At 70.7% G+C, this 18,085-nt stretch carries 16 protein-coding genes; 6 read left to right on the top strand and 10 right to left on the bottom strand.

What is annotated here, in order from left to right:
- Positions 1–5 precede the first annotated feature (5 nt).
- The 4 genes from hydA to AB0J88_RS36360 all read right to left on the bottom strand — a co-directional run bounded on the left by hydA (position 6) and on the right by AB0J88_RS36360 (position 3,450).
- Positions 6–1,412: a dihydropyrimidinase gene (gene hydA, locus AB0J88_RS36375; protein ID WP_364354699.1), complete on the bottom strand. Its 1,407-nt coding sequence runs from the start codon at positions 1,410–1,412 to the stop codon at positions 6–8.
- Between the two features lie 16 nt (positions 1,413–1,428).
- On the bottom strand, positions 1,429–2,268 hold the full coding sequence (locus tag AB0J88_RS36370) for a nitrilase-related carbon-nitrogen hydrolase (RefSeq protein WP_364354702.1): 840 nt from the start codon (positions 2,266–2,268) through the stop codon (positions 1,429–1,431).
- Between the two features lie 78 nt (positions 2,269–2,346).
- Positions 2,347–2,760: a thioesterase family protein gene (locus AB0J88_RS36365; protein ID WP_364354705.1), complete on the bottom strand. Its 414-nt coding sequence runs from the start codon at positions 2,758–2,760 to the stop codon at positions 2,347–2,349.
- 6 nt (positions 2,761–2,766) lie between these two features.
- A complete protein-coding gene (locus AB0J88_RS36360; protein ID WP_364354708.1) occupies positions 2,767–3,450 on the bottom strand; it encodes an N-acyl homoserine lactonase family protein in 684 nt (227 codons plus the stop codon).
- A gap of 82 nt (positions 3,451–3,532) precedes the next feature.
- On the opposite strand from AB0J88_RS36360, the gene AB0J88_RS36355 reads away from it, so the two are divergent.
- From AB0J88_RS36355 to AB0J88_RS36345, 3 genes are all read left to right on the top strand, one after another.
- Entirely contained in the window at positions 3,533–4,426 is an 894-nt protein-coding gene (locus AB0J88_RS36355) for a DUF3500 domain-containing protein (protein ID WP_364355322.1), read from the top strand.
- A 91-nt stretch (positions 4,427–4,517) separates the two neighbouring features.
- Positions 4,518–4,916 carry a hypothetical protein gene (locus AB0J88_RS36350; RefSeq protein ID WP_364354711.1) on the top strand — a complete coding sequence of 133 codons (399 nt, stop codon included), beginning with the start codon at positions 4,518–4,520 and terminating at the stop codon, positions 4,914–4,916.
- A gap of 9 nt (positions 4,917–4,925) precedes the next feature.
- A complete protein-coding gene (locus AB0J88_RS36345) occupies positions 4,926–5,648 on the top strand; it encodes a TIGR03089 family protein (protein WP_364354714.1) in 723 nt (240 codons plus the stop codon).
- Between the two features lie 177 nt (positions 5,649–5,825).
- On the opposite strand, the gene AB0J88_RS36340 is transcribed toward AB0J88_RS36345, so the two are convergent.
- The 5 genes from AB0J88_RS36340 to AB0J88_RS36320 all read right to left on the bottom strand — a co-directional run bounded on the left by AB0J88_RS36340 (position 5,826) and on the right by AB0J88_RS36320 (position 13,157).
- Positions 5,826–6,461, bottom strand: coding sequence for a DUF2231 domain-containing protein (locus AB0J88_RS36340; RefSeq protein WP_364354717.1), 636 nt, complete (start codon positions 6,459–6,461; stop codon positions 5,826–5,828).
- Positions 6,462–6,853: 392 nt separating this feature from the next.
- Positions 6,854–7,597 (bottom strand): GAF and ANTAR domain-containing protein, encoded by a 744-nt coding sequence (locus AB0J88_RS36335; protein WP_364354720.1) that lies wholly within the window; start codon positions 7,595–7,597, stop codon positions 6,854–6,856.
- 746 nt (positions 7,598–8,343) lie between these two features.
- On the bottom strand, positions 8,344–10,650 hold the full coding sequence (gene secA2, locus AB0J88_RS36330; protein ID WP_364354723.1) for an accessory Sec system translocase SecA2: 2,307 nt from the start codon (positions 10,648–10,650) through the stop codon (positions 8,344–8,346).
- 100 nt (positions 10,651–10,750) lie between these two features.
- A complete protein-coding gene (locus AB0J88_RS36325) occupies positions 10,751–11,845 on the bottom strand; it encodes a zinc-binding alcohol dehydrogenase (protein ID WP_364354726.1) in 1,095 nt (364 codons plus the stop codon).
- Positions 11,838–13,157 (bottom strand): Gfo/Idh/MocA family oxidoreductase, encoded by a 1,320-nt coding sequence (locus tag AB0J88_RS36320; protein WP_364354729.1) that lies wholly within the window; start codon positions 13,155–13,157, stop codon positions 11,838–11,840. Before AB0J88_RS36320 ends, AB0J88_RS36325 begins: the two co-directional genes overlap by 8 nt.
- 211 nt (positions 13,158–13,368) lie before the next feature.
- Between AB0J88_RS36320 and AB0J88_RS36315 the strand changes: the two genes are divergently transcribed.
- The 3 genes from AB0J88_RS36315 to AB0J88_RS36305 all read left to right on the top strand — a co-directional run bounded on the left by AB0J88_RS36315 (position 13,369) and on the right by AB0J88_RS36305 (position 16,179).
- Entirely contained in the window at positions 13,369–14,394 is a 1,026-nt protein-coding gene (locus tag AB0J88_RS36315; protein WP_364354732.1) for a glucosyl-3-phosphoglycerate synthase, read from the top strand.
- A 22-nt stretch (positions 14,395–14,416) separates the two neighbouring features.
- Positions 14,417–15,562 (top strand): glycosyltransferase, encoded by a 1,146-nt coding sequence (locus AB0J88_RS36310; RefSeq protein ID WP_364354735.1) that lies wholly within the window; start codon positions 14,417–14,419, stop codon positions 15,560–15,562.
- Between the two features lie 86 nt (positions 15,563–15,648).
- A complete protein-coding gene (locus AB0J88_RS36305) occupies positions 15,649–16,179 on the top strand; it encodes a hypothetical protein (RefSeq protein ID WP_364354737.1) in 531 nt (176 codons plus the stop codon).
- A gap of 378 nt (positions 16,180–16,557) precedes the next feature.
- Here the strand turns inward: AB0J88_RS36305 and AB0J88_RS36300 are convergent, their stop codons facing one another.
- Complete coding sequence (locus AB0J88_RS36300; protein WP_364354740.1) at positions 16,558–18,036, bottom strand: glutamate--cysteine ligase; 1,479 nt, start codon at positions 18,034–18,036, stop codon at positions 16,558–16,560.
- Positions 18,037–18,085 lie beyond the last annotated feature (49 nt).

Below are 18,085 nucleotides of genomic sequence, written 5' to 3'. Positions count from 1 at the left end.
TCACCTCACCGCAGGTAGGAGGACAGGCCGCGCTTGAGATAGCGGCCGCGGCCCTTGCGTCCGTGGTAGCCGCCGTCCCGGTCCACCAGCACCTCGCCACGGGAGATGACCGTGTCGACCTTGCCGGCGATCTCGACGCCTTCCCAGGCCGAGTAGTCCAGGTTCATGTGGTGGGTCGCGGCGCTGATCGTGGTGCGCCCGTCGGGGTCGTAGAGCACGATGTCGGCGTCGGATCCCGGCGCGATCACGCCCTTGCGGGGGTAGAGGCCGAACATCCGGGCCGGTGTGGTCGCGATCGTCTCGACCCAGCGCTCGACGGACAGCTTGCCCTCGGCGACGCCCTGGTAGACGAGGTCGACGCGGTGCTCGACCGTGCCGATGCCGTTGGGGATCTTGGAGAAGTCGCCGAGCCCGAGCTCCTTCTGGTCCTTCATGCAGAAGGGGCAGTGGTCGGTCGAGACGATGGCCAGGTCGTTGGTGCGCAGGCCGCGCCACAGGTCGTCGCGGTGCGACTCGTTCTTCGGGCGCAGCGGCGGCGAGGCGACCCACTTGGCGCCCTCGAAGCCGGGGGCGCCGAGCTGGTCCTCCAGCGTGAGGTAGAGGTACTGCGGGCAGGTCTCGGCGAACACGTTGCGGCCGGCGTCGCGGGCGGCGGCCACCTCGGCCAGGGCCTCGCTCGCGGACAGGTGCACGAAGTAGAGCGGGGTGTCGCGGGCGACTTGGGCCAGGGCGATCGCCCGGTGGGTGGCCTCGCCCTCCAGGATCGAGGGGCGGGTGATCCCGTGGTAGACCGGGTCGGTCTGGCCCTTCGCGAGCGCCTGGGCGACGAGCACGTCGATCGCGATGCCGTTCTCGGCGTGCATCATGATCGTGGCGCCGTTCTCGCGCGCGGTCTGCATCGCGCGCAGGACCTTGCCGTCGTCGGAGTAGAAGACGCCGGGGTACGCCATGAACAGCTTGAAGCTGGTCACGCCCTCGTCGGCGACGAGCTGGTCCATCGCCTTGAGCGCGTCGTCGTCGACCCCACCGATGATCATGTGGAAGCCGTAGTCGATGTGCGCGTTGCCCTCGGCCAGCGCGTGCCAGGCGGCCAGGCCGTCCTGCACGACCTCACCGGTGCGCTGCACCGCGAAGTCGACGATCGTGGTCGTGCCGCCGAACGCGGCCGCCCTGGTGCCGGTGTCGAAGTCGTCGGAGGCGAACGTGCCGCCGAACGGCAGCCTCATGTGGGTGTGCACGTCGATGCCGCCGGGGATGACCAGCTTGCCGGTCGCGTCGATCGTCGTCTCGGGTTGGCCGGACCACGTGCCGGGTGCGAGGAGTGCGCTGATCGTCTCGCCGTCGACCAGCACGTCGGCGGCGAAGCGGCCGGTCGGGCCGACCACCTCGCCACCGGTGATGAGGAGGGTCATTTTCTTGTCCCTTGCGTCAGGGCTGGACGAGCCGGTCGTAGGCGTCCGGGCGGCGGTCGCGGTAGAACTGCCAGCGGTCGCGGACCTCTTCGAGCAGCTCCATGTCGAGGTCGCGGACGATGAGCTCGGGCTCGTGCGCGTCACCGACCTCGCCGACGAACTTGCCCTCCGGGTCGACGAAGTAGGACGTGCCGTAGAAGTCGTTCTCGCCGAGCGGCTCGATGCCGGTGCGGTTGATCGCGCCGATGAAGTACTCGTTGGCGACCGCGGACGCCGGCTGCTCCAGCTTCCAGAGATAGCTGGACAGGCCGCGGTGGGTGGCGCTCGGGTTGAAGACGATGCGCGCGCCGGCCAGGCCGAGAGCCCGCCAGCCCTCGGGGAAGTGCCGGTCGTAGCAGATGTAGACGCCGATCCGGCCGACCGCCGTGTCGAACGTCGGGTACCCCAGGTTGCCGGGCCGGAAGTAGAACTTCTCCCAGAAGCCCTTGACCTGCGGGATGTGGGTCTTGCGGTACTTGCCGAGGTATGAGCCGTCGGCGTCGACCACGGCCGCGGTGTTGTAGAGGACGCCCGGCTGCTCCTGCTCGTACATCGGCAGGATCATGACCATGCCCAGCTCCGCCGCGAGGGCCTGGAAGCGCTCGGTGGTCGGGCCTGGGATGCTCTCGGCGTAGGAGTAGTACTGCTTGTCCTGCACCTGGCAGAAGTAGGGGCCGTAGAACAGCTCCTGGAAGCAGATGACCTTGGCGCCCTGCGCGGCCGCCTGGCGGGCGTACTCCTCGTGAGCCTTGATCATCGACTCTTTGTCGCCGGTCCAGCTTGTCTGCACGAGCGCCGCGCGGATGTTCTCCGGCATCGGAACCTCCTTGTCCCCCGGCCAGCGTGAATCCGTTCAGCCTATGACCGAGGGCGGCCTTCCGACAGATATCTCGTCTCAGAGCCCCAGCGTGGCGGGCTCCGGAGTGACCGCCTTCCACCGCTCCCGGGGATCGGCGACCAGTTTGCGGGTCTTCAGGTCGATGAGTCCGCCGACGCCGTCGACCTCGGCGGCGAGAGTCCCGTCGGCCTTGCGGATCTCCTGGTGGACGCCGAAGGTGCGACCGTCGCCCCAGTGGAACTCGCAGCTCACGTCGACCTCGTCGCCGGCGCGCAGCTCACGGCGATAGCGGATGGTGGTCTCCATCGCGACCGGGGCGATGCCGGTCCGCAGCAGCGCCTCCTGGGTCAGGCCGGCTGCTCTGAGGATCTCCCAGCGCGCGTGCTCGGCGTACTGGAGGTAGACCGCCTGGTTGAGGTGGCCCAGGCTGTCGAGCTCGTAGCCGCGGACGGTGACCCGTACCTGGAACAAGGTTGGCTAGTCCTTCCGTTCGCCGGGCATCCACACCGCGGCGTCGTGGGCGAAGACGATGGCGCGCGGGTCGAGCTCTTTCAACCTTTCGACCCATTTCGGGTACGGGATGTCGAGGCCGCTCTGCTGAGCCAGGGCGTCCCTGCCGTACGTGGTGGCGTCGTCGCGGGCCTGGCCGGCGAGGACCACCGTGCCGTCGGGGCGGCGCACGGCCACCGACTGGTGTCCGTCGGTGTGCCCCGGGGTCGGGATGACCCAGACGCCGGGCCAGAGCTCGGTCTCGCCGCTGACCTCGAGGTAGTGGGCGCCGGCGAAGTCGACCAGCTCGGGGAGCGTGTAGTCGGTGGTCGTGCGTGCCGCTGCCAGCTCGGTTTGTTGGACGAGAATGGGGCGGCCGGTGAACTGCGGGTTTCCGCCGCAGTGGTCGAAGTGCAGGTGGCAGTTGACCACCATGGTGACGTCGTCGGTGGTGACGCCGGCGTGCTCGAGCGCTTGGGGCAGGGCTTTTCGGGTGGGTTGGTAGTGCGCGTCGACGTCCGGGTGGCTGCCCATGCCGGTGTCGAAGAGCAGCAGCCCCTCCGGCCGGCGGACCAGGTAGCCGAAGACCGGCTCGACGCGGGGGTGGGCGGCGCCGGCCTCGTCCGCCGGGCGGACGAAGTAGCCGAGGTCGATCCGGCGGACATCTCCCACGTTCTTGATCCTTGCACGGTGAGCGCCGCCGCGGGTGTGTGAGGCTTACCTCGTGACCATCGATGAGACCCTCGCCGACGCGATGACCTCGGGGGCCGCCGACCTGATCTCGCTGGTGGGTCCCCCGCTGCCCTTCCCGTTCGACGACGACGGGCGCCGCTGGATCGAGTACCGGCCGCACACCCGGCCCGGGGTGTCGCTCGCCGACCTGGAGGTGCCGGCCCGGAAGGCGGCCTTCAAACTGCTGGCGACGGGCCTAAGCCCCCACGCGTACGCCCAGGCGTTGTCGATCGTGTCGCTGGAGGAGGTGCTGGACCGGTCGGAGGGCTACGTGCGGGGCCGGCACCTCAACGACTACTGGGTGTCGATCTTCGGTGTGCCCGGCTCCGCCGCGTGGGGCTGGCGGTTCGAGGGGCATCACCTGTCGGTGTCGATGACGGTGGCCGGGTCGGCGGTGTCGCCGGCGCCGGTGTTCTTCGGGGCCAACCCGGCCCGGGTCTCCTACGGCGCGCACACGGTGTCGCGGCCGCTGGCGCCGGAGGAGGACGTGGCCTTCGCGCTGCTCGCTTCCCTGTCGCCGACGGAGCGGTCGATGGCGGTGTTCTCGGACGTGCCGCCGCCGGACGTGCTCAGCGGCACCGCCGCCGCGGCTGCTCCCCTGTCACCCGGCGGTGTCTCGGCGACGTCGCTGAACCCGGCGGCCGGTGCGCTGCTGGCGTCGCTGGTCGGGGTCTACCTGGACCGGTTGCCTTCGGCGCTGGCCGACGACCTGAGCCCGTCGCTGGAGGACCTCCGGTTCGCGTGGGCGGGTCCGGAGCGGCCGGGGTCGCCTTTCTACTATCGGCTGCAGGCTTCGGACCTGTTGATCGAGTACGACAACACGGCCAACGGCAACCACGCGCACAGCGTGCTGCGCCGGCCGTCGGCGGACTTCGGAGCGGACGTGTTGGCTTCGCACCGCCGGGCGTACCACTGATGGGTTAAACCGATCGTGTAGTTATGCCGGCGGTGGCGCGGCATGCGGGGTTTCGTCCTGTTCAATGGCGGGATCCCGGTTGGAGCTGCCCATGTCACACCCGGCCCGGTCCACCATGCCCGAATGGCAGATGACCCCGCGCGCCCGCAAGGCGTTCACCGTCCTGATCGTGAGCGCGGTGGTCGTGCTGCTGGCGGGCAGCGCGTGGATGACGTACGACTTCCAGTTCCGCCAGGACCCGGGCGTGGAGGCCTGCGGCTCGTTGGCCGGTCGCTCGTCGGTGGAGCTGGACGAGTCGGAGTACCGCGCGTTGCACGGCATGTTCGCCCGATCGTCGCGGCCGGTGCTGCGCGAGCAGGGCGTGCGGGCGATCGAGGCCGGAGTGCTGGCGGTGCGGGAACCGTCGTTGTTCGCCGTGCTGCACCCGTCGTCCGCGGAGGCTTCCGCTCTGCGTTCGGCCTGCGTGGCCGAGGGTGCGCTGGCTGACTAAGGTCTTGGCGTGACCTCGCTGGTGTCTCACGCTGATCCGCTGCTCACGTTCTATGACGACGCGACGGGGTCGCACGTCGCGCTGACCGCGGCGTCGTTGGGCGAGTGGGCCTCGCGCACGGCGTCGTTGCTGGTCTCCGACTGCGGCCTCGGCCCGGGGTCGCGGGTCGCCGTCCTGCTGCCGCCACACTGGCAGACGGCCGCGGCACTGCTGGGCGTGTGGTCGGCGGGGGTCGCGGTGTCGTACCGGCTGTCGGCGACGGCGGGGTTGCCCGTGCCGTCCGTTGAGGAGCCGGTCGACGCGGTGTTCGTGTCGCGGGGGCAACTGGACGACTGGCTGGTCGACGTGCCGGCCGCGACACACCGGTTCCTGTTCGACGTGGGCGACGAGAAGAGGCCGGTGTCCACGCCCTCGGGTTACCGTGAGTTCCTGCCGTCGGTCGGCGCGCACGCCGGCGACCCGGACCCGTCGGTCCTCCTGCGGGCGACGGATCCCGCGACGGCCGACGGCACGACGTATGCCCAGTGGGGTTCCATCGCCGCAACGCTCGCGGAGAGTGCCGGGCTGTCGCGGGGTGACCGGGTGCTGGTGGACGCCGCGGAACACGAGCACCCGTTGAAGTGGCTGCTGATGCCGTTGTCGGCCGGGGCATCGGTGGTGCTGTGCGCGAACCTGGACCGGTCGCTTCTGGACGCGCGGATCGCTACAGAGCGGGTCACCCGCGTTCTGTAGCGCTCGCGTTTCTCTTGCCCGCGTGGAATTGTGCTCGCGTTTCGCGCCCGCGCGGCGTCGTGCTCGCGTTTCGCGCCCGCGCGGCGTCGTGCTCGCGTTTCGCGCCCGCGCGGCGTTGTGCCCGCGTTTCGCGCCCGCGCGGCGTTGTGCCCGCGTCTTCTGGCCTGCGTGGCGTTGTCAGGCCGGGTTGCGTCTTTCGGCGGCCAGGCCGTTGAGGCCGCCGAGACCGAGTCGCATCTCAGCGGTCAGGTCGGGGTCGCTCGGCTCCGACTGGTGGAAGCCCAGCCCGGCGCGGTTGGCGGCACGGTTGGTGGCGTACACGGTGCCCGATCCGGCGGCGTCCGGTGTCGCGACCAGACGGCGGCCGCGCGGCGTGGCGCGTTCGCCGGCCATCGTGCCGAAGCGGCGCATGAGGCCCGCGCCGAGCCAGATCCCGAGCCCGCCCACGGCGAGCGCGAGGACCTCCATGACCACCATGGGAACGCTGGCCACCGGCTGCCCGCTGCCGGCCCGCATCAGGCAGACAACCAGGAAGATCCCGGCCATCGCGGCGTTGACCGCGTTGAAGGTGATCACGTCGCGCCGGGCCGGCCCGGCCGGCACGTCCCACAGGTCGACCATGCCGGCGACCATCGTCAACGCGGTGGCGACCAGTCCGGCGACAGCCGTCCAGTAGCCGACCTCCCCGACGATCGCCGGCGCGCCGACGAGCCGCCCCACGTCGAAGACGACGGCGCACACGAACAAGCCGACGGGGAACGTCATCAGCACCGGCTGGATTGGATGGCCGGAGATCCGAAGGCGGGTATCCACGAGCTCCTCCACCCCTGATTGTCGAGGTCAGGGTGTCACGCACCGATACCCGAAAGCCCCGGGCGAAAACCCACGTCGCCCGATTCACCCGATCGATACGGCTTAACTACTCTTAGCGCCATCCGTTAGGGCTCGCCGGTTCGTCGAGGTCCGTCGGTGGTTCGGCCAGCTTCGCACCGTCCACTACCGACATCGGTTCTCGCGGCCGAACGAGCTAGACGGCCCGGGCGCGGGTCCTCGGCGGAGCGCACCGGCCGCCGGACCGACCGATCGAGTTAGACGGCCCGGGCGCGGTCCTCTGCGGAGCGCCGGGCGCCAGGCCGATGAACGGGCTAGACGGCCCGGGCGCGGTCTCCGGCGGAGCGCACCGGGCGCCGGCCCCACCGAACGAGCTAGACGGCCCGAGCGCGGTCCTCGGCGGAGCGCACCAGGCGCCGGGCGACGTCCTCGACGGGGATCGAGAGCGCCGTCGACGCGCCGCGTAGGACGTCGAGGGCTTCGGCGGGCGGGCAGCGGCGTTGCATCATCACGACGCCGATGGCCTGGCCGATCACTTCGCCGGAGGCGAGGGTGTCCGCGAGGTCGCTGGGCACCGAGTCCCGGCGATCCCGCTCGCGCACTGCGGCGAGTAGCAGGCCCGCGTGCTCCGCGAGCAGCATCGCGGTCAACTGGGCGCCCTGGCCGAGCACGCCGGGCTGGCACGCGTACAGGCTGATCGACCCAAGCACCTGATCATCGACGTCGACGGGCGCCGCGAGCACGGCGCAAGCTCCGTAGGTCACCGCCCGCGGCGTCCATTCGGCCCACCGCGTCTCGGTGCTCAGATCGTCGGCGAGCACGACCTCACGCTGGCGGATGGCGCTCATCGCCGGCCCGTCGGCCGCGTACTGCAGCGAGTCCAACCGCCGCGCCCGCCGATCCGAGGCGGCCACGCTGGCGGGCTCCCCCGCGCGCAGCAGGGTGACACTCGACCACGACACGCCGGGAAGGGCATGCCGACTGGTCTTGGCAAGGTGGTCCAGCGCCTCTTCGAGGTCGTTGCTGGCCAACAGCCCGGCGGTCAGTTCCCGTAGAAGGGCCGCGGTCTCCACGGCCACCAAACTGATGGGATCCCCGCCCGAACCTGGACCCGCCATCTCAGTTGTCCTCCCCCCGCACCGCGGACGCGCCAGCGCCCCCTGTGCGACCGCGCGAACCCCAGTACCCAGGGTGCGCGCCTCCACGCCATCCTGCCCGTACCGAGATCGCCCCGGGCAGCTTCCGAGGCGATCTGCGTCGCGAATCCCGAACTCGACCAACAACACCGTTCGAGCGTCGCCGTCCGAATCGTCTCGGCGCCCGCGCCGGACGCTCAGATCGCCCGAACCGCGCGCTCGCGATGATCAGCGCAGCGCTTCACTTACGGCGCAGATCGACCGCCGCAGACCCAAGACCTGCTGGCGCGCCGGCAAGCCGGCGCTGGCCGACAACCAGCCGCGAACACCGCGCGCGGCGCGCGTCGAGCCGCAGCCCCGTACCGCCGAACGCCGGCATAGGCGAGCGTGCCACGCCCACGCACCGCGCCCGCGGCGCCCACGCGCGCCACACACCGCACTGCGCCTGCGGCGCAACGCACGTCCATGCCCAGCCCTCGCGCCCAAACGCTCCACCGCGCCTGCCGGGCAACGCACGTCCATGCCCAGCGCTCGTGCCCAAACGCTGCACCGCGCCTGCCGGGCAACGCACGTCCATGCCCGACCCTCCGCGCCCGAACGCGCCGCGCCGGCGGCGCCCACGCACGTCCGCGCCCGCACGCACCGCTCGCGAATGCGTCGTGTGCGCGCACCGCCCCAGCCGGACCCGGGAGCGGTTCCCGCCCCGGGTGCCGGCTGTCAGCGGATGGTCAGTTGTTACCGCCCGAGCTGAGGCGGCGGCCGACGGCGGCGATGAGGCGGTCGAGCTCCGAGCCGAACGGGTTGTCGTGGACCAGGTAGGTCCACGTCGCGCTCGGTCGCACCAGCGTCTTGTCGTCGGGCGCCCAGTCGGCGTCAAACTCGTTCTCGTCGAACGTCTCGACGGTGCGCTCCTCGATCGCCGGGACCAGCGCGTTGAATGCCGGCACCGCCGCGCGGTGGAACTCGTCCAACGGGTCGAGGCGGCCTAGGGCACGTAGGTGCACGCCCTCGCGTACCTCGGAGAGCTCCGCCAGATGTTCGGCCCACAACCGGTCGATGTGGTAGAGCGCGATCGACCGCGCCACGCGCGGCAGCAGCTCCTCGTCGAGCTCGATCAGCTCCTCGGCCTTCTCGGGCTCGCGCTTCTTGAGCATCTCGGCGGCGACGTCGGTGGTCAGCACGCGCTCACGGCGCTCGGACAGCGCCTTGCGCTGCTGCTCGATCACCACGCTGTAGCGCCACGTGTTGCGGTGGATCTCGTGCTGCACACCCTCGGAGACCCGCTGGGCGTGCTCGACCGCGTAGTCGACCTGTTCGTCGGTCACGAGGCCCTCGAAGTTCATCTTCGGCGAGGCCGGGATCGCGTCGGGGGCGTTGCGCTGGATCAGGTCGTCTTCGAGGCTCACGAAGAACGTCGACGCGCCCGGGTCGCCCTGCCGGCCGGCGCGACCGCGGAGCTGGTCGTCGACCCGGCGGCTGTGGTGCCGGCCGCCGCCGAGGACGTAGAGGCCGCCGAGCTCGGCGACCCGCTCCCGGTCGGCCTGGTCGCTGCCGCCCAGCCGGATGTCGACACCACGGCCGGCCATCTGGGTCGACACGGTCACCGCGCCGAACTTGCCGGCCTCGGCGATGATCTCGGCTTCCTCGTCGTCGTTCTTGGCGTTGAGGACGTGGCACGGGATGCCCGCCGCCTCGAGCGCCTTGGCCAGGCTCTCGGACTCCTTGACGTCGAGGGTGCCGACCAGCACCGGCCGGCCCTTCTCGTGGGCGAGCACGATCTCGGCGACCAGCGCGTCTTCCTTCTCCTGGCGGGTCGCGTAGATGCGGTCGGGGTCGTCGATCCGTACGCACGGGGTGTTCGGCGGGATGACCGCGACCTCGAGCTTGAAGTATTCGCGGAGTTGCTCGCCCACCAGCACGGCGGTCGCGGTCATGCCGCAGACCGTCGGGTAGAGCGCGATGTAGGCCTGGACGGTGATCGTGCCCAGCACCTCGCCCTCGGCGGTGGCGTCAAGGCCCTCCTTGGCCTCGACCGCGGCCTGGAGGCCGTCGGGCCAGCGGCGGCGCTGGGCGACCCGGCCGCGCATCTCGTCGACCAGCTCGACGGCACCGTTGCGCACGATGTAGTCGACGTCGCGGTGCAGCAGCGCGTGCGCGTGCAGGGCGACGTTGACGGCGGAGAGCTGCTCGACGTGCTCGTCGTCGTAGAGGTCGATGCCGCCCAGCTTGCGCTCGACGACCGACAGGCCGGTGCTGGTGAACGCCACGCTGCGGCCGTCATCGGCGATCTCGTAGTGGCGACCCGAGCGCAGGCCCTTGACCACGCCTGCGGCGACGTGCACCGGGTCCTGCTCGCCCGCCACGGCGCCGGCGAGCACCATCGGCACCCGCGCCTCGTCGATCAGGATGGAGTCGGCCTCGTCGACGATCGCGGTGGCCAGCGTGCTCTGGACCCGATCGTCGATGTCGGTGACCAGCTGGTCGCGCAGGTAGTCGAAGCCGGCCTCGCTCACCGAGGCGTAGGTGACGTCGCAGGCGTAGGCCGCCCGCCGCTCCTCCGGGGTCGACGACTCGGTCACCCAGCCGACCGAGAGGCCGAGGAGCTTGTAGATCGGCTCCATCCACTCCGCGTCGCGGCGCGCGAGGTAGTCGTTGACGGTGAGCACGTGGACGGGGCTGTTGTTGCTGCGCACGTGCCCGTACGCCGCGATGGCCGCGGTCAAGGTCTTGCCCTCACCGGTGGCCATCTCGGCGACGCTGCCACCGAGCATCGCCAGCACGCCGAGCAGCTGGACGTCATAAGGCCGCTCGCCGATCGTGCGGCGCGCCGCCTCACGGCCGAGCGCGCAGATCTCGGCGACCGCGGTCGCCGCACCGGCCCGCTCGGTCAGTGCGGCGTCGTCGAGCTCCTTGAGCTCGTCTTCGAGCGCCTCGATCTCGGGCAGCACCTTCTGCAGCGGCGCCAGGTCGACCGTCGTGCCAGGGCGCTGGAGGAAACGCTGGGTCCTGTTCTTCAACCGCTGCATGACTCCCATGGACGGAAACGGTACCTGGAAGACGCCTCGAAGCGGAGCCCGGCACGAGCCTGTGGACAAGTGTTCGAAACTGCCTGTGGATAACCGACCTGATCTTCGTTCAGACGCTCAGAATGACTTGCAGCTCCTGGCGTTTGCGGTCAGCGAGATCGACGAGCAACGAGGCCGCCGACTCGAAGGGCACGACCGCCGACACCAGGTGTGTACGGAGCAGCGCACCCCACGGAGAACGGAGCAGGTCGATGGTTTCACCGGAGAGGCGGTCCCGGTCCCACAGGTGGGCGAGGCCACGCGGCACCCGCCCGATCTGCGCACAGCGCACAGCGAGGCCATTGTGGTGAAACTCCTCGCCGAGCCGCACCGCGTCCGCGCCCGCCTGATAGAAGGCGAGGTCCACCACCGTGCCCTGCGGCCGCAGCAAGCGCAGCGCCAACTGCAGGGCGAAGGCCTGTCCTCGGCACTGGAAGACGACGTCGGCTCCGCGGTCGCCGGCGGCGTGCCGCCACCTGGTCTTCAGCACCACGGCGGGGTCTTCGTCGCCGTCCGGGTCGAGCACGTCGAAGCCCAGCGCGGCCGCGACGGCCCGGCGCTGCGGGGTCGGGTCGATCACCACGACCGAGGCGGCGCCGTGGTGCCTGGCCAGGGCGGCGGTGAGCAGCGCGACCACTCCGGCGCCCACAACCGCGACCCGCCGGCCTCGCACTCCGTCACCTAGGTCCCGCACGTCGCCGTTCGTGGCGTCCGCGGCGGCGTGCAGGAGGCCGTTGGCGCAGATCGGCCCCATGTGCGCGGCATAGACGCCGAGCATCGGGTCCAGGTCGTCCGGCAGCGGGACGACACGATCGACGAGCGGGTCACCGAGGTACGCCGTGCGGTGCCCGTAGGTCATCGCCACCAGCTTGTCCTCGGCGACGGCCGGGGTGCGGCTGGCCACGACCCTGCCGACTTCCATATAGCCCAGACGCTCCACCGGGTAGGGCGACGCCGAGGTGCCCGCCCGGAAGAGCCCTAGGTCCGCGTCCCAGCTCGACCCGAGATAGGGGTTGGTGCCCTTGACATAGCTCAGCTCGGTGCCTGCCGACACGCCGGAGAAGACGGTCTCGACCCGGAAGGTCCCGGGGCGCACCGGCTCGGCCGCGATGTCGCGGACGGCGACCTCGCCGGGAGCGGTGACGACGACCACGCGGTCACCCATCCGCCGGCCCGCCCTCGGCGGGGACGGCGTGCGGGTCCCGGCCGTCGAGATCCGCCTGCGCGGTCCGTGGCGCCGGTATCGATGGAGCCGGCGGCCCGGCGGGCTCGCCCGCCGGGGGACGCTGATCCGACGCCCCAGGCCGGGCCGGCGAGGGCGGCCCAGGCGGCGGCGCGCCCAGCGCGTCCGACCGGGGATGCCGAGCCAACGAGCCAGGCTGCGCCGGCACGGCCGACGCGGCCGAAGGAAACTCGGCGAGCGGGATCACCTGGCCGGTGCGGGCCGACTCGACGATCGCGCAGGTGACGCGGTGGGTTTCGAGGGCTTCGGCGTACGGGACACGGATGTCGTCGCCGATGCCCCGGATCGCGTCGACGAAGGTGCGGTCGACCGCGACGCGAGCGGCGTCCGGATCTCCCGGGATGCGGCGCTCCTGGCCTGATCCGTCCCGCACCACCAGCTCGTCCTCGCCTACGAAGAGCGCCAACCCGTCCGCGACGATCTCCAGGCCGGCCTTCTGCTTCCAGCCGAGTACGCAGGCCGAGCTCAACGTTCCGACCGCACCACTCGAGAAGATCAACGTCGCGGCGGTGGCAGCGTCGACGTCGGCGTTCGGGACCGGGGGTGGCGTTCCGGTGCCCGCGCCGTAGACGGCGGTCACCGGGCCGACCAGGGCCCGCGCCAGGTCGACGACGTGTGCCGCCTGCTCCACCACCGGTCCGCCGGACCGGTCCGACCGGACCCACCATGCGACAGGAGGCACTTTGTCCCACCACACGCCGTTCACCAGCCGGACGGGGTGGTCGGCCAGGAGGCTGGCGGCGGTGCGTACCACGTCCAGGTATCGCCAGTGGTGACCGACCGCGGTGAGCGTTCCGCGGCGGGCGACCTCGGCGGCGAGTCGGGTCGGCACCGTCAGGTCGACTCCGAGCGGCTTCTCGACGAACATGGCCGCCCCTGAGGCAAGCACCGCTTCTTCGGCATGGCCGTGGGCGAATGGGGGAACACATACGTAGACGGCGTCGAGTTCGAGCGAGAGGAGGGTCGCCACGTCAGGAAACGCGGGCGCGCCGTGGGTGGAGGCCAGCGCCTCGGCGGCGGTCGGCACGACGTCGGTGACACCGATGATCTCCACGTCGGCGAAACCGGACAGCACGCGCGCATGCCGCTGAGCGACATTTCCGGCACCGATCATCCCGACTCGACACTTTTCGCTATACGCCATAAGCCGACCTTTCATCTCGAATGCCCGTGTCACACCAGCTACTTTTGCCACCGGCGTAACCGGATCAAACATCTGATATGTGTCGGACATCAGGAACCATCGACACTTGCCGCGTCATCAAACGTTCACACAGGTGAGTGGGCAATGCGCAATTCGATGATCAGTATGTGTAAAAGCGGGCGCGGTTTGGCTCGGGCAAAACGGGGAAAACGAACCGCCCCACGGCAGCGCCGAGGGGCTCGGCCGAACACACGGCAGAGCTGAAGCAATGGCTCGACGGATCGCGTCTGGGGGTGTGCCTATGTGGCACTCGCGAACAACCGTTTCACCAGTGGTCGAGGCCTGGTCGACCTACCGCACCGGCTCGGCGGGGCAATGGACGCCGCGCCAACTCGTCGCCGCAAAACGGGGCACGACAGTCAGCGTGGTCATTCCCGCACGCAACGAGGAAGCGACCATCGGTGCCATCGTCGCCACCATCCGGCAGCAGCTCGTCGAGCGGGTCCACCTGGTCGACGAGCTCATCGTGGTCGACTCACGGTCGTCCGACGCGACCGCCCGCGTGGCGGCCGCCGCCGGCGCGCACGTGGTCAGCCAGGACCAGATGACCCGTGGACTACCTCGCCTCGAGGGCAAGGGCGACGCGCTCTGGGCCGGCCTGGTGGCCGCCAGCGGCGACGTCGTGGCCTTCGTCGACGGCGACCTCGAGGACTTCGACGCCCGGTTCGTCACAGGGCTGGTCGGGCCGCTGCTGACCGATCCGAGCGTCGGCTACGTCAAGGGCTTCTACCACCGCGGCCTGCACCACTCGGCCGGCGTGGTCGAGGCCGACGGCGGGGGCCGGGTCACCGAGCTGACCGCACGGCCACTGCTCAACCTGTTCTGGCCCGAGCTGTCGGGGTTCGTCCAGCCACTGGCGGGCGAGTACGCCGGCCGCCGGACGCTCCTCGAGCAGCTTCCGTTCGTCTCCGGCTACGGCGTGGAGATCGCGATGCTGGTCGACCTGCTGGACCTGGTCGGCCTCGACGCGCTCGCCCAGGTCGACCTCGGCGAGCGGCGGCACCGGCACCAGAGCACCGAGGCGCTCGGTCGGATGTCCGCCCAGATCATGCACACGGTCTGGGAACGCCTGCAGCGTCAGGGTTGGGTCACCGCCGACACGCAACCCTCGACCCTGCTCACGCAGTTCCGGCGCGGCGGCACCGATGCGCTGCCGAACCTCGACCGCGAGATCGTCGTCACCGACGTCTCCGTCAAGGAGCGCCCGCCACTGCGCGAGATGGCCGACCTCGCCAGCAGGCGACGACGCAGCCGGGTGGCGGCATGACCAGTCGAATAGGCGGGCCGGCATGACCTTCACCGTGCTGGTCAACGCCGGGCCATGGTTGCCCGTCCCGCCGAAAGGTTATGGCGGAATCGAGAACATCGTCGCCACGCTGGTGCCAGAGCTGCGCCGGCTCGGCGTCACCGTGCTGCTCGCCTCCGTAGGCACCAGCACCGAGCCCGTCGACGAGCTGCTCGCGCCGTTTCCCGACGGGCAGTTCAGTTGGCTACAGCGGCCTTACAACCAGGCCAACGGCGTGGCCACCGCGCACCAGGCGGCCGTGGTCCGCACGGTGCGCGAGCGCGACGACATCGACCTGGTGCACGACCACGTCGAGGCGATCGGGCTGGCCATGCTGGCCGCGATGGAGCCGACCGCAACGCCGGTGCTGCACACGCTGCACTGGGACCTCGGCAAGCACCCCGAGCTCTACGGCGAGTTCGACGGCGGTGGCCGGGTCAGCGTCAACGGCGTCAGCGCCTCGCAGCTGAGGAGGGCACCGCGCGCACTTCGCGCGCACGCCATAGGCCACGTCCACCTGGCCACTCCCCTCGCTGTCGACGCCGAACGACGACCCCTCCCCGACCAGGCCGAGCACATGGTGATGCTCGGCCGCATCACCCCCGGAAAAGGACAGGACCTGGGTGTACGCCTCGCCCACGAAGCCGGTTTCGACCTCGTGCTGGCCGGCCCGGTCGGTCCCTACAAGCAACCCGACGAGCTGGCCGCCGCCCTGCGCGACCCGACCGCCGCGGCCAACCCCGACGTCCGCTTCTGGCGCGAGAAGGTGGCGCCGCTGGTCGACGGCAGCCGGGTCCGCTGGGTCGGCACGCTCACCGGCGCGGCCCGCGACACCCTCGTCGCCGAGGCCCGCGCGATGTTGGCGCCGCTGCGCTGGGAAGAGCCCGGCGGCACGTTCGTCGTCGAGTCGTTGGCCCTCGGCACGCCCGTCGTCGGCACCGCTCGCGGCTGCCTGCCCGAGCTGATCGAGCACGGCCGCACGGGCCTGCTCACCAGGACCGAGGACGAGCTGGCCGACCTGGTGCTCGCCGCCGGCAAGCTCGACCCCGCCGAGTGCCGGCACGAGGCGGCCCGCCGCTTCACGCCGGCCACGATGGCCGAACGCTACGTCGAGCTCTACGAGGAGGTGGTCGGCCGCCCCGTCGGTTGATCTTCATCGCTATTCATTCACGGGCGATCATCAGCGCTGATCAATACACTACGTGAACACGGCTTGACGCAAAGTGGTGGTCAGCGATGAACGACACGGTCTTCTACTACTCCGGCACCACCCTGACAGGCCGCGTCGTGCGGCTGATGCCTGGGTACGCACGCGAAATGAAGGTCGGCCAGCCGGTACTCGTCGTGGTCCTGACGGCCGCCACGGTGGGCCGGCTCATCGGCCGCGCGATCCTCTCCGTCCTCCAGGCCGGCACCCGCGGTGCTTCGCCAAGGCGGTGGAAGGACCTGCGCAAGGCGCCGGAGTTTCTGGTCACGCCGCTGCGACTACGCGACGGCTCGGGCCGCCTCTGCGAGGTGGAGATCCACGGCCACCTGCCGCAGAGCGCGCTCGAGCCGTCCGACCACATCCAGGTCACGATCGCGCCCCAGAAGGATCGCACGACGCCACCCAAGGCCGAGCGCATCGTCAACATCACGACGGGCCAGCTCCTGCGCCCACGGGTGCCCACCCTGTGGTCCCACATCGGCCCGGCACTTATCCTCCAGGCCCTGCTCGGCCTGACCCTGGTCGGCATCGTCGCGGCCAGCTACACCGCCGCCCAGTAGTCGGCAGCGGCGGTCAGGAGGCCAGCGCACGCCCGGCCTCGACCGGACTCACCGTGGAACGGCTCGACGGCCGCCGGGCGGAGTCGCCGTGGCGCAGACCGGCGCCCGTCGCGCAACCGCCACGTGGGGGCGCGAGGGGACACGCTGATCCGCCGCGCCGCGCGGATCGCCCGGCTCGACGCTCGTCGCGCAACCGCGTCGTGGGGGCGCGAGGGGACACGCTGATCCGCCGCGCCGCGCGGATCGCCCGGCTCGACGCCCGTCGCCCCTCGCGCAGCCGAAAGGGCTATAGCCAGCAGGTAGGACGCCCGTCCCGCCTAGGCAGACGCGCGATCACTGGGCGAACCCCGCCGAGACCTGCAGCCCGCCCGCGACCAGCTACTGAATTGGCCACTCGTGGACCGGCTCGTTGCTGTGCATCAGCGGCACGTAGCGCTTGACCACCTCGCGCAGTGCCTCACGGCGGTCCAGGTTGCCCTCGACCTCCAGGTGGTGGAGGGTGTCGACCTGCCAGCTCGCCCCGTTGCGGCCCAGCAGGCAGCGTTGTTCGATGATGCCCAGCAGGCGGTCGCGTTCCCCGGCCTCGACTCCCCATCGGTCCAGGCCCTCCGACGCCAGCGGCAGCAGGCGGCGCAGCACGAGCTCCGTGACCGGCAGATATCCCAGGCCCGGCCAGAAGACCTGCGCCCCGATCCCGTTCCGCGCGCAGTTGTGGAAGTTCTCCTCCGCCGCGCTGAACGACATCTGGGACCACAGCGGACGGTCCGACTCCGCCAGGGAGCGGACCACCCCGAAGTAGAACGCCGCGTTGGCGATCGTGTCGATGACCGTCGGGCCGGCCGGTAGGACCCGGTTCTCCACCCGCAGATGCGGGCGGTTGCGGACCACGTCGTAGATCGGGCGGTTCCAGCGGTAGATCGTCCCGTTGTGCAACCGAAGCTCGGCCAGCGTCGGGGTGTCACCGCCCGCCAGCGCCTCGGCCGGGTCCTCGGCGTCGCAGATCGGCAGCAGGGCCGGGAAATACCGAACGTTCTCCTCGAACAGGTCGAACACCGAGGTGATCCAGCGCTCTCCGAACCAGACCCGCGGGCGTACCCCCTGCGCTTTGATCTCCTCGGACCTCGTGTCCGTGGCCTGCTCGAACAGCGGGATCCGGGTCTCGCGCCACAGCTCCTTGCCGTAGAGGAACGGCGAGTTGGCACCCAGCGCCACCTGGACACCGGCGATCGTCTGCGCGGCGTTCCAGTAGGACGCGAACTGCGCCGGCGACACCTGCAGGTGGAACTGGGTCGAGGTGCAGGCCGCCTCCGGCGCCACCGTGTCGGCGGTCGTGTTCAGCCGCTCCACGCCGTCGATGCGGATCGTCAGGTCCTCGCCCCGGGCGGCGAAGATCTGCTCGTTGATCAGCGCGTAGCGCGGGTTCGCCGACAGCGACTCCACCGTCAGATGGCTCTGCCGCAGCGTCGGCAGGATGCCGATCATGACCATGTGGGCGCCGACCGCGCGGGCCTTGTCCTCGGCGGCGTTCAAGCTCGCCCGGATGTCGTTCTCGAACTCGGCCGAGCCCCGCGCCCCCAGCCGCCGCGGCGACACGTTGATCTCCACGTTGAACTGGCCCAGCTCCGTCTGGAACGCCGGGTCGGCGACGGCGGCCAGCACGTCGGCGTTGCGCATCGCCGGGTCGGAGGAGTCGTCGATCAGGTTGAGCTCGATCTCCATGCCGGTCAGCGGCCGTTCGAAGTCGAAGCGTGCCTCGCGCAGCATCTCCGCGAACACGTCCAGACACCGGCGCACCTTCTGCCGGTAGCGCGCCCGGTCCTCGCGGGTGAACTCCCGCTGGTCGACCTCTTCGCCCATCAGTCACCGCCCCTGGGAATGGGATCCACCCGATGTACCCACAAAGCTC

This window comes from Asanoa sp. NPDC049475, from assembly GCF_040676915.1.
Taxonomy (GTDB): domain Bacteria; phylum Actinomycetota; class Actinomycetes; order Mycobacteriales; family Micromonosporaceae; genus Asanoa.
The sequence above is the reverse complement of the archived record's forward strand: the minus strand, read 5'-3'. Positions and strand labels throughout refer to the sequence as shown.